This is a genomic window from Candidatus Manganitrophus noduliformans (genome assembly GCF_012184425.1).
GTDB classification, from domain to species: domain Bacteria; phylum Nitrospirota; class Nitrospiria; order SBBL01; family Manganitrophaceae; genus Manganitrophus; species Manganitrophus noduliformans.
Genome location: NZ_VTOW01000010.1, coordinates 40,887 through 52,500, shown reverse-complemented (window position 1 = coordinate 52,500; position 11,614 = coordinate 40,887). Strand labels below are relative to the sequence as shown.

At 58.2% G+C, this 11,614-nt stretch carries 9 protein-coding genes; 1 reads left to right on the top strand and 8 read right to left on the bottom strand.

What is annotated here, in order from left to right; translation table 11 throughout:
- Positions 1-154: 154 nt before the first annotated feature.
- Genes MNODULE_RS23715 through ndk form a run of 3 tightly spaced genes read right to left on the bottom strand, consistent with a single transcriptional unit; the run spans position 155 to position 3,311 of the window.
- The gene (locus MNODULE_RS23715; RefSeq protein ID WP_168063683.1) at positions 155-1,435 is read right to left on the bottom strand and encodes a tetratricopeptide repeat protein; all 1,281 of its coding nucleotides are present in this window, start codon (positions 1,433-1,435) and stop codon (positions 155-157) included.
- A gap of 49 nt (positions 1,436-1,484) precedes the next feature.
- Positions 1,485-2,888: a phytoene desaturase family protein gene (locus tag MNODULE_RS23710; protein ID WP_168063682.1), complete on the bottom strand. Its 1,404-nt coding sequence runs from the start codon at positions 2,886-2,888 to the stop codon at positions 1,485-1,487.
- A gap of 3 nt (positions 2,889-2,891) precedes the next feature.
- Entirely contained in the window at positions 2,892-3,311 is a 420-nt protein-coding gene (gene ndk, locus MNODULE_RS23705) for a nucleoside-diphosphate kinase (protein ID WP_168063681.1), read from the bottom strand.
- Positions 3,312-3,472: 161 nt separating this feature from the next.
- On the opposite strand from ndk, the gene MNODULE_RS23700 reads away from it, so the two are divergent.
- A complete protein-coding gene (locus MNODULE_RS23700) occupies positions 3,473-4,258 on the top strand; it encodes a lipoate--protein ligase family protein (RefSeq protein WP_168063680.1) in 786 nt (261 codons plus the stop codon).
- A gap of 37 nt (positions 4,259-4,295) precedes the next feature.
- Here the strand turns inward: MNODULE_RS23700 and MNODULE_RS23695 are convergent, their stop codons facing one another.
- From MNODULE_RS23695 to MNODULE_RS23675, 5 genes are all read right to left on the bottom strand, one after another.
- Positions 4,296-4,796, bottom strand: coding sequence for a hypothetical protein (locus tag MNODULE_RS23695; protein ID WP_168063679.1), 501 nt, complete (start codon positions 4,794-4,796; stop codon positions 4,296-4,298).
- Between the two features lie 92 nt (positions 4,797-4,888).
- Positions 4,889-7,984: an efflux RND transporter permease subunit gene (locus MNODULE_RS23690; protein WP_168063678.1), complete on the bottom strand. Its 3,096-nt coding sequence runs from the start codon at positions 7,982-7,984 to the stop codon at positions 4,889-4,891.
- A gap of 5 nt (positions 7,985-7,989) precedes the next feature.
- Positions 7,990-9,105 (bottom strand): efflux RND transporter periplasmic adaptor subunit, encoded by a 1,116-nt coding sequence (locus tag MNODULE_RS23685; RefSeq protein WP_168063677.1) that lies wholly within the window; start codon positions 9,103-9,105, stop codon positions 7,990-7,992.
- A 27-nt stretch (positions 9,106-9,132) separates the two neighbouring features.
- Positions 9,133-10,476 carry a TolC family protein gene (locus tag MNODULE_RS23680; RefSeq protein WP_168063676.1) on the bottom strand — a complete coding sequence of 448 codons (1,344 nt, stop codon included), beginning with the start codon at positions 10,474-10,476 and terminating at the stop codon, positions 9,133-9,135.
- Between the two features lie 19 nt (positions 10,477-10,495).
- On the bottom strand, positions 10,496-11,614 hold the full coding sequence (locus MNODULE_RS23675; RefSeq protein ID WP_168063675.1) for an ABC transporter permease: 1,119 nt from the start codon (positions 11,612-11,614) through the stop codon (positions 10,496-10,498).

Here is an 11,614-nt window from a genome sequence, read left to right as displayed (position 1 = left end):
CAAAAATTCAGGCTAGCACCTACTGCCAGTCCAGAATAAAATCAAGGAGAGATTGGGTATGGCGCACCGAGTGTGAAAATCGAAATCAACAGACTGCCTTCGGCGCCGGCCCCATCTATAAAATGATAGATATAAACCAGCGGTGAATGTTTTGTCAAGGACTTGGAAGGATGATCCCCTGGAAAGGGGATCTCATCACTTCAGAGAGCAACGCGCGATCGTTCGAGGTCGGTTGCAGCCATACGTCTTCCGGCCGAATCGCATATTTCGACATTGTATCGGCGAGATGCGCCACCCCTCCGGGAGCCGACTGCGGGAAAATCAGGTGGATGTCGTTCTCAGCCCGTTTGATATCGAGCAGATCGACGGAGGTCTCCGCAAGGCCTTTTACGGGATGGGTGAGGACGATTTCAGGAAAAACGGCTCCCCACAACATGTCGGGCCGATGCAGCCGAATTTCCGTCTGGAGATCCTTTACAAAGTCGCTCAAAAAACGGCTCCTCCAACCGATCCAATGCCAGAATTGAGATCCTCGTCCATCCCTCGTGCGCCCGACCGATCCGGCCGCCACAGAGCCGGGATCGATCGATTCGGAAAACAGGCTCTCATAAAGGCGAATGGCGGAAGGGGTCCACCCCTCTTCGGAGCCGTACGATAAATCGCTGATATAAACGCCGTCGATCGGATAACGCGCCAGATCCCGATAGAGGTCCAATACCATTTCCTTCACTTCCGTGTTGAACAAATCGAGTTTTTCGATGGAATGGAGATCTTGTTTATTCGGATCATATCTGATATCACGCCACTCCGGACGGGCCTGCGTCGCCCAGCGCATTTCCCGGATCGGCAAGACTGCCACGACGCGAAATCCCACCCGACGGGCCGTCTCCGTCCATTCGCGAAGCCGATCGGCCAACACAGGAGCGCCTGAAGCTTGAAAGAAAACGCCGCTCCTTCCGGGCGAATTATTGAAAACCGGGATAATGACCGCATTCGCCCTTCTCCGAAACGCCCGGAGATAATCTTCCATCTCCCATCCGGACAAGGGAGACCAGATCACCGCGACGATCTTTTGGTCCGGCTGATCGAGCCGGGAGAGGAGAAAGCGCGCCTCCTCTTCGTGTAGGCTCTTCGGGTAATTCCTCAGAAAAAGTCGAAGTTCTCGAATCGCCTCCGGCTTCTCACCCGCCGCATCGTATGTCCTGGCCAACAGCCACTGCGCTTCACTCAAAAGCGGAGAGCCGGGATACGACGCGATGATCCTCAAAAACCGTTGCTTCGCTTCCGAATAACGGCTCGCTTCAAAAGAACGAATCCCCTCGACCAGTTCAGCCCACCCCTGGTCATCGGTCTGAATAGTCCGGGTCGGCGGCCGGACACACCCCGAGATAAAGGCCGCGAAAAAAAACCCGATCACAAAAACGCGAAAGAACATTCCCAAGAGAGTCCTTATTCTAATAGAAAATGGAGATAGATGCCGGGCGCTAAAGCCCTTGCTCGACCGTCTGGGCGAGGGAGGTTCCGGCGAGAAAGGAGGAACCCCATGCAAGGTGATCCGACAGATCATCTTTCAGCAGAATGACATTCCTTAAATCCTTCGGCTGAAGGAAGCTCCAGGTCCCTTTCGAAATTTCGCGCGATTTGCCGCGCCACTCCGTCCGAAGCGTTTCGAGGGAAGAAGGAAGCTCCCGCTTGCCGACTGTGCCGGAGACTGCCTCGATTTGCGATTTGGAAAAGGGCATCAGCCATTGAAGTCGATCGAGCACCCTCTTCCGGACCGCTTCGATTCGATCCGCCGTGACCTCCACGCCTGGGCGGAAAAGCGCCGTGACAACCAGCCCTCTAACACCGGCGGCAAACCCCTCTTCCTCCTCCGGCAGGCTGAGGCGGAGGACCAACAGGTCTTCGACATCGGCGGGAATCTCTTCCCCCCAGGTCATGAGAAGACTCTCTTTCATCGGCGTCGGAATCCATTCGTTGCGCAGGGTAAAACAGAAATGAACGGGGGAATTCGGCGGAGGTTGGACGAGAATGAGGTGTTTGGTCGGAATCCGCGTCCCATCCTCCAGGACGACTTCATCGATCCGCTTCCCCTTTGTTTCGACCTGGGTGACGGTTTTGTCTCCGACCACCTCCCCTCCCCACCCCTTGATCAACTTAACGAAAAAGGAGATGAGCGTCGACGCGCCCCCTACCATCCGAACTCCCCCTTTGGATAGACTCCAGGTCAGAAGAATCAGATCGTAGGTCGAGATGTCGGTCAGCGGCCGTCGAAACGCAAAGAGCGCTTGGAGATCGAGATATTCGAGAAATTCCTCATCAAAAGCGAAGGGGGCGAGGAATTCCGTAGCGGGCTTCTTGTTATAACTTTGAACCGCCCTCTGAAAATCAAATTTCTGCTTCCAGGCGCCCAATCGGTCGACCACTCCATGGATTTCCACCTGGGAGAAACGGCCCAGATAGGGCGCGAGGGCCGGCGTCTCTTTCTCGATTTCCTGAAAGAACGATTTAATTTTTTGGAGCTGGGGGCCGAACTCCCGTTTCAGCTCGTCGAGGTATTCTTCATTTTGGGAGGAGAGATCGATCCGATGCTGGGATTGGACGATTTGCAGAAAGGGAAGGACCCGCTTGAATAAGAACCCTTCCTTTCTTAAGCTGGGGATGGGGAGGGGGAGCTCCGAGAAGAAACCTTCCATCGCCCCCCCCTCTTCAAAACCGAGATAGAGGAGGGGCCCCTGGGCAAACCGAAAGAGAGGAGAGGGGAAGTGAACCTCGGTCTCCGCCAGAACGAGGACCGATCTCCCCCTTTTCGCCAATGCGGCGGCGGCAGCCAGTGACGTCAGACTGCACCCCGCAAAAACGGCATCATACTTTTTTCGTTCTGTCATGATTCAACGAACGAGATCGAGTCGACTGAAGAAAAAAGGAATTTCAACGGCCGCCGATGCGGAGGAATCGGAGCCATGAACGGCATTTGCTTCAATGCTTCCTGCAAAGTCGGCCCGGATCGTTCCCTTATCGGCCTTCTTCGGATCGGTCGCTCCCATCAGGGTGCGATTCTTCGCAACGGCGTTTTCTCCCTCCAGCACCATCGCCACAACCGGCCCCGAACTCATAAAGGTGGCCAAGCTATCGAAGAAGGGGCGCTCCCGATGGACATCGTAAAACGCCTCCGCTTCCTTTTTCGTTAAATGACGCATCTGAATCGCGACAATCTTGAGTTGCGCGCTTTCAAACCGCTTGATGATCTCTCCAATGACATTCTTAGACACCGCATCCGGCTTAATAATCGAAAGTGTTCGCTCAGCCACCGATCCTCCTTCTACTTCAACATGACGCGTCCTCAGAGACGCGGGAATACAACCTGAGAAATCGCGGGTAAAGATACCCCAAATGTGCCTCTAAGTCAATCTTGACGTTTCGTTTTACTTTCCCTAAGATCCATCCGAGGCAGCGAAAAATCGGAGACGAGATGAACTCCAAGACGACATGGCGGCTGCTCTCTCATTTACCTCAGCCGCCCGAGATGAACATGGCGATCGATGAGGCGATCGCGACCGCCTTTTCGAAAGGTCAGGTCCCGCCGACCCTCCGTCTCTACAGCTGGGCCGTTCCCTCCGTTTCGTTCGGCTCCTTTCAGAAGTGGGAGCCGGAATGGGATGCGCTCGCGGCGGGCGGGGCGCTCCACTTCGTCCGGCGGATGACGGGGGGCCGGGCGCTTCTTCATGATCGGGAGTTGACCTACTCCGTTGTCGCCTCCACGAAAGATCCGCTCTTTGCCGGAGGGATCAAGGAAACTTTTTATACGATTGCGAAAGGGCTCTTGGCCGGATTGGAATCGCTCGGCGTCGAGGCCGAAGTGTATGCCCCTCCCCGCTCGCAGCGACTCGAACGACCCTCGAATTCCCTCTGTTTTGCTTCGACCTCCTGGTACGAAATCACCGCCCAAGGAAAAAAGCTGATCGGAAGCGCGCAGCGGCGATGGACGAAACATTTTCTGCAACATGGATCGTTGATCTTGAAGAAAGGATCGGACCGGCGTTTCTCCTCCGAAAATCAGATCAGTCTTGATGCGCTTCTTCCTCTCCTGCCCGACGATGAAACCCTGTTTGCGGCGATGAAGGGAGGGTTCGAATCGGCTCTCTCAATCAATCTGGAGATGGGAAGCCTCACCCCGGAGGAAGAAGAAGTCGCCGCCCGCCTCGTCAAAGAAAAGTATGGAAATCCCGCCTGGACCCTTCGGAGAGAAACCCCTTAGCCGCTGCATCCTCCCTTATTCGGGCCTTATTCAGGCCTTATTCAGGCAAGCGGGTGCAGAACGCTTTGTAGGCCTCGATACAATCGAAATCGCCGTTCGGACAGACCATCCCGACCAGCTTCAGCATACAATCTTCCGGTCCGGTCATGTTGGGCGGGGGCTTGAGGATCTTCTTCGGAGGAGGTTGCGACGCGATGTTCTCGACCAGATTCATCCCGTCCTCGGAAAGATCATCCGGTTTTTCTCTCCCGCGAAACTCGATCTCCCCCTGCTCATCCTCCCCTTTTTCGGGAGGGAAGACGGGAAACTCTCTCTTCCCTCCGAAAGGGTCGTCCCCTTCTTCCTCAATATCCTTGGAAGAAAAAAGCTGCACGTCGAGATTGCTCGGGCCGCCGGACCCCTTCCGATCGATCAGGACCAGGAACGGATTGCCGAAGAGATAATAAAAGACAATGTAATGGACCATCACCGAATAGAGGATGATGCGAGGGAGATCCTCTTTCGCCGATTGGTGCAAATCGAGGAGACGAGATTTCATAGAGCGGCCCTCTTGTCTCTCACATCATATCAGGCGTAAAGAAACGGTTTCAAGTAGGGGCGTATTGCAATACGCCCCTACGCAATGCAAATTTAACCCCGATCGGCATGGACAAGTTCGGGCGACGTTCGAACCTCTTCCGTCTCCTCCGCCTGCCGTTTTTTCGCAAAAAAGGTATATGCCGTCGGAATGATGAAGAGGGTCAGCAGCGTCCCCAGGCTCATCCCGCCGACGACGACCCACCCGATCTGCTGGCGGCTCTCCGCCCCCGCCCCCTTCGCCAGCGCCAACGGGACCGCGGCGAGGACCGCGGTGATCGCCGTCATCAAGATCGGACGCAGCCGGAGGACCGACGCCTCGATCACCGCCTCCTGCAGCTCTTTTCCCTGCTCCTGAATCTGGTTGGCAAACTCGACGATCAGGATCCCGTTCTTGGTCACCAGGCCGATCAGCATCACCATTCCGATCTGGCTGTAGACATTCAGCGTCCCCCCGGTAAGCCAGAGCGACAGCAGCGCCCCGGTCACCGCCAGCGGCACCGAGAGCATGATGACGAACGGATCGATAAAGCTCTCGAACTGCGCCGCCAGAACCAAATAAATGAAGACCAGGGCAAGGACGAAGGCAAAGTAGAGGCTCGCCCCCGCCTCCCTGAACTCCCGCGATTGGCCGTCGAGATCGGCCTTCGCCGTCGCCGGGAGGATCTCGGCCGCCGATTTTTCCAGAAATTCGATCGCCTCCCCCAAGGAATAAGTGGAGGCCAGATTGGCGGAGATCGTCGCGGAGCGAAGCCGATTGAAGTGGTTGAGCTCTTTGGGAGCGACCGTCTCTTTCACCTGAACCAGATTCGAGAGCTGCACCAACTGCTGATCCTTTCCCCGGACGAAAATCGAGGTCAGATCGGCCGGATTGGTCCGGTCCTTGTCGGCCAGCTTGATAATGACATCATATTGCTCCCCCTGCTCCTTGTAGCGGGTCACCTGGAGCCCGCCGAGGAGGGTCTGAAGGGTCCGGCCGATCTCGTCGACCCCCACCCCGACGTCGGCCGCTTTGTCGCGGTTGATCGTGACGTTTAATTGCGGCTTGTTGAGCTTCAGGTCGCTGTCGATGTTGGCGAGGCCCGGGTTGGCGCGCATTTTCTCCATCAGCCGATCGGTCAGCGTTTGAAGCTCCTCATAAGAATTCGCCTGAATGACGAATTGCACCGGGGGATTCCGGAAGTTCTGCCCGAGAGAAGGGGGATTGACCGGAAACGACAACACCCCCGGCAGGCCGAACATCTTCGGCCCCAGCGCGGCGGCGATCTCCTGCTGCTTCCGCGTCCGCTCCTCCCACGGCTTCAGGCTGACGAACGAGAGGGCCGAATTGACCGGGTTCGGCCGCTCCAGACCGGGGGCGATCACCATAAAGTACGTCTTGATCTCGGGGACGTTGGAATAGAATTCCTCCACCTGCCGGGCATACTTGTCGGTGTAGGCCATCGTCGAACCTTCCGGAGCGATCATCACCCCGATAATCGTCCCGCGGTCTTCGAGCGGCGCCAATTCCGATTTGAGCGACATGAAGAGGAGAACGCTCGCCCCCGCGAAGATCAACCCGAGCAAGACCACCAACCCCCGCGCCCTCAACGACCCGGCCAGGAGCCTTCGATAGCCGTTATTCATCGCCTCAAACCAGCGCTCGGTGACGGTGTAGAACCGGCCCTGCTGCGCCTGATGCTTTAAGATTCTTCCCGACAACATCGGGGTGAGGGTCAGCGCGACAAAACCGGAGACAAGGACTGCCCCCGCCACGGTCAGGGCGAACTCGATGAAGAGCCTTCCGGTGGTGCCGGTGATAAACGCCAGCGGAACGAAGACGGCCGAAAGGGTGATCGTCATGACGACCACGGCAAAGGCGATCTCGCGGCTCCCCTCGAGCGCCGCCTGACGCCGCGGCATCCCCCCCTCGATCCGGCGGTAGATATTCTCCATCATCACGATGGCGTCGTCGACCACCAGACCGATCGCCAGCACCAGCGCCAGCAGCGTCAAGATATTGACCGAAAACCCCATGATGTACATAAAAAGGAAAGCGCCGATCAGCGAGACGGGAATGGCGATCGACGGGATCAGGGTCGCCCGGAACGACCGGAGGAAGAAGAAAATCACCAGGACCACCAAAACCATCGCCTCCGCAATCGTCCGGTAGACGGCGTTGATCGACTTGTCGATGAAGACCGAGCTGTCGAAGGCGACCTGCAACCGCATCCCCTCCGGAAGCCCCGCGCTGATATTCGGCAGCTCCGCCTTGATCCCCTCGGCGACTTCCAGGGTGTTGGCGGTCGATTGTTTTACGATTCCCAGGCCGACCGCCGGGTTGCCGTTGACCCGGACCGCGTTCCGGTCGTCCTCCGCGCCGACTTCGGCATAGCCGACATCGCTCAAGCGGACCGGATAACCGTTGACCTCCCGAAGAATCAGCCGGTTGAATTCATCCGGCGTCTTCAAGTCGGTCTCGGTCAAGACCGTAAATTCGCGGAACCGGCTTTCGATCCGGCCCGACGGCACATCGACATTCTGCGCGCGGAGGGCCATCTCGACATCACGCGGGGTCAATTGAAACGCCGCCAGGCGGTCCCGGTCAAGCCAGATCCGCATGGCGTAGCGGCGCTCGCCGCCGATGATGACGGTCGCCACCCCGTCGAGCGTCTGAAGACGGTCTTTCACAAAACGATCGGCATAGTCGGTGATCTCCAGCGGGGTATGCCGATCGCTGGAGAAGGCGATCCACATCACCGCTTGGGCGTCGGCTTCGATCTTTTGGACAATCGACTCCAGCGCCTCCTCCGGAATGGTCGCCCGTCCGCGCGCGACCCGGTCGCGCACATCGTTCGCCGCCGCGTCGGGATCGCGGTTCAGGACAAACTCGATCGTAATCTGGCTGACCTCCTCCCGGCTGATCGACTTCATCGTCTTGATCCCCTCGATCCCCGCCAGGGCGCTTTCGATCGGCCGGGTGATCTGGCTTTCGATAATCTCGGCGGAAGCACCGGGGTAAACGGTCCGGACCGAGACGACCGGCGGGTCGATCTTCGGATATTCCCGGACGGAGAGGCGCGTGTAGGAGATGACGCCGAGCAGGGTGAGGACCAGGCTCATCACCGTCGCGAGGACGGGACGGCGAATCGATATCTCGGGCAAATACATTTGGACTACCCTCCCGCCGGCGCCTTTTCAGGCGCGGCCTCTGTGGCCCCCACGGTCATCACCGGGGCGCCGTCGAAGAGCTTCATCTGCCCGGCGGTGATCACCGTCTCCTCCGGGCCGATCCCTTCGACAACTTCCACCCGGCCCTCTTTCCGAAGCCCCAGGCGGACCTTCGTCAATACCGCCTTTCCGTCGACCACACGGTAGACGAATTTATCCCCCCCCATCGGGACCACCGCCTGCTCGGGAACGAAGACGGCATTCTCCCGCTCGCCGAGGAGCAGCGTCACGCGGGCGAACATCCCCGGACGGAGCACCCCCGCCGGATTCGGCACCCGCGCGCGAACGAGAACGGTCCGCGTCGCATTGTCAATCCGCGAGTCGATCGCATAAATTTTCCCCTCGAAGAGCCGATTCGGATAGACGTCCACCCCGACTTGAAGCGACTGGCCGTCTTCGATCCGGTTCAAGTAGATCTCCGGGACACGGAAATCGACCTTGATCGAATCGGTATCTTCCAAATTGACGATCGCCTGGCCCGGCTGAACAAAGTCGCCCGGACTCACCTGACGGAGACCGAGTTGGCCGCTGAAAGGGGCGCGGAGGATCGATTTGTCGAGGCGCACCTGCGCGAGGGAGAGGCTCGCTTCCGACTCCTTTAATCTCGATTCGGCCTCATCGTACGCCCGCTCGGCGATCAACCCCTCCGGGCGCAGCTGTTTCGCCCGCTCGAAGTTCATCTTGTTCAGCTCGACGACCGCTTTGATCTGATTGAGCTGGGCCTGGAACTCCTCCGAGTTGATCGTGAGAAGAACGCTCCCCTTCGTCGCCCGCTCCCCTTCTTTGAACCGGATAGCGGTGATCCGGCCGGCGATCTCCGACCGAATCACCGTCGATTCATTCGCTTCCAGGGAACCGACGGCGGTGACTTCCAACCGTCCCGTTCCGGTCTGGACCCGCGCCGCCTCCACCGGCATCGCCGGGGGACCCGCGGCGGGGGCCGCCTGCGGCGGCTTGGCGTCGGATTTCCCCCCCTCGCCGCACCCGGCGAAAATCAGGAACACCGTCAAGAACGCCCCCATCTTCTTCAATATGCCACTCCATCGAACTCGATGTTTCATTGAGACCCGCTCCCTTATCTATAGAATCTACGGATTGTCTGTCGGTCCGCTTGAACCCTCATCACCCCGCCCCGCTTTTGGCGGCATTAAATCAAGGAAAACGCCGACCGCCCTTTCCACCTGGAGGATCGCCACCTCCCGATCATAGGTGGTGTTCGTGAGCTGGCGTTCCGCGCTGATCAGGGTGGCATTCGCATCGAGAACGTCGATGTTCGTGGCAAGACCTACCGCAAACTGCCGGGAGATCAGCGAAAAGTTCTCACGCGCAAAGGCGACCTGCGCCCTAAGGACATCGAGCTGAGAGGTAAGGGCATTCAAGTTCAGCAGAGAGCGCCGCACCTCGACGGAGATTTGATCCGACAGAAACGCCTTTTGCAGCAGCTGTTGACGATGACGGGACCTCGCTTGCGCCAACTCCGCGACCCTCAGGCGTCCCTCAAAAATGGGGAAGCTGAGGCTGAGAATCGCCGATCGATCGTTGGTGGTCAAAAAGGAGGTTTCCGGGTCTTGATCGATCCAGTTGTACCGCCCCTGTAGGCTGAGAGAAGGGAAAAAGGTCCCCTTGGCGATGCTGATCTGCTCTTCGGAAATCTTGACATTCGTCGACTGCAACGCGAGATCGGACCGCCGTTCGTGCGCCGTTTTGACCCACTCCGCCTCGCTCTGCTCCGAGAGGGTTAAGGAGGGCGGATCGGCGAGATTAAACGGCCCCTCGATCCGGGCGAAGAGCGCCAGTTGATCTTTCGTCGTTTCTTGATCGTTTCGGGCCCGGATCAATCGGGCGCGGGCGTCTGCCAGCTCCGCCTCGGCGCGCAACACCACCGTCTTGATCGCCTCCCCGACCCGAAAACGTTTCTCGGCATCGCGAAGATGGGCCTCCAACCGTTTGACCTCATTCTCCTCGATTTCGACATTACGCTGCGCCTTGAGCGCCTCGTAATAAGCACGGGCGACATCGAAGAGAATATTTTCGGTGGTCAGACTGAGGTCGAGCTTTCCCCCTCGGACACCGAGCTTCGCGCTCCGATAGGCGGCCGACGCCCGGCCGCCGGTATAGAGCGGCTGCTCGATCGTGAGATTAAACTGCTTTTGAGATTCGGGAAGCAGAACGCCGAACGGCCCTTGCTTCGCCTCCGACCGGCGGAGATAGCTCGCTTCGGTGTTGATGCTGGGATAGAGAAAGCTTTTCGCACGGTCGATCTCCCGCTCCGCCTGCATCAAATTCTCTCTGGAAATCCCGATCTGCTCGCTTTCGGCCATCGCGGAGCGATAGGCCTCTTCGAGCGTGACGACCTCCTGCGCAAATCCCTGAAAAGGATCGACGATAATCAGTTGAACCAACACAAGAAGAAAAACGCCCCTCCGGATCATGATTCACCTTCTCCCATGTTTATAGGTCTCGCTTGAACGTTTTAATGGACAACAGAAACATCACCAGTGTGAAACCGATCAAATAAAGGATATCTCCCCGGATCGCCTGCCAATCGGCCCCTTTGAAGAGGACCGATTTCAACGCATGGACCGAGTAGGTCTCCGGATTGACCCTGCTGAACGCCTGGAGCCACTTCGGGAAACTCTCCACGGGGTAAACCGCCCCGCTCGGGAAAAAAAAGATGACATTCAGAAAGCCGCCGAGCAGCCCGACGATCCGGGGATGATCGACCCGGGAAAGCAGGGCGCACATCATCGTCAGCAACCCCGTCGCCGTCAAGACGATCACCAGGACCACCGCCGAGAAGGAGGCGGCCCCCCCGGCGACCGGCACCTCGGTGATCCAGATCCCGGCGCCCAAGACCACGAGAGAGATCAGCGTCGTCACCAGCACCCCGCTGATCAGAATGCCGAGGATCATATCGATCTTCGTCAACGGCGTCGAGAGGTAGGCTTCGTGGACCCCCAGGAATCGGTCCATCACCAGATTGAACGCCCCGGTGATCATCGTTCCCATGAAGATCGCCATGATCACCGCCCCCGGCACGAGCGAGGCGTCGTAGTCGATTTTTCGATAAAGCTCGATCGGATACAGTTGCGGCACGCTCGGATCGGACCGGATCGGAAGCGCATCGACTTTCAACGAATTGAACGCCTCCGAGAGGCTCTGCTGCAGCGCCGCCGCCGAGACGCCGTCGGTATTGTCGAGGACCAGCCCTACCTGCGGCACGGTCCCCCGATCGATATTTTTCGAAAAGTCGGGGGGAATTACCACCGCTCCTTTGAACGTTCCCGCTCGAACCCCTTTCTCCGCCGCCACCGGATCGGCAAGATAAACGAGCCGGAAGGTGCTCGGTCCGGTCTCGATGGACCGGAGCCGGTCGAGCATCCGCTCGGCATACGGCCCCTGATCCTGATCGACAAAGGCCAAGGGAAGGTTCTTGAGACTCCCCTGAAACGAGTTCCCGATGATTAACAAATAGACCATCGGCAACAGAATGCTCGACAGAATCGCAATCGGATTCCGGAGAAATTTTCGAAGATCCCGTTCGACGAAGGCGAGCGTGCGCATTGTCAT

Coding starts and splice junctions, on each gene's coding strand:
- MNODULE_RS23695 (WP_168063679.1), bottom strand. CDS start 4,796: ATGAAATCTCGTCTCCTCGATTTGCACCAATCGGCGAAAGAGGATCTC.
- MNODULE_RS23700 (WP_168063680.1), top strand. CDS start 3,473: ATGAACTCCAAGACGACATGGCGGCTGCTCTCTCATTTACCTCAGCCG.
- MNODULE_RS23675 (WP_168063675.1), bottom strand. CDS start 11,614: ATGACAATGCGCACGCTCGCCTTCGTCGAACGGGATCTTCGAAAATTT.
- MNODULE_RS23685 (WP_168063677.1), bottom strand. CDS start 9,105: ATGAAACATCGAGTTCGATGGAGTGGCATATTGAAGAAGATGGGGGCG.
- MNODULE_RS23680 (WP_168063676.1), bottom strand. CDS start 10,476: ATGATCCGGAGGGGCGTTTTTCTTCTTGTGTTGGTTCAACTGATTATC.
- MNODULE_RS23715 (WP_168063683.1), bottom strand. CDS start 1,435: ATGTTCTTTCGCGTTTTTGTGATCGGGTTTTTTTTCGCGGCCTTTATC.
- MNODULE_RS23710 (WP_168063682.1), bottom strand. CDS start 2,888: ATGACAGAACGAAAAAAGTATGATGCCGTTTTTGCGGGGTGCAGTCTG.
- MNODULE_RS23690 (WP_168063678.1), bottom strand. CDS start 7,984: ATGTATTTGCCCGAGATATCGATTCGCCGTCCCGTCCTCGCGACGGTG.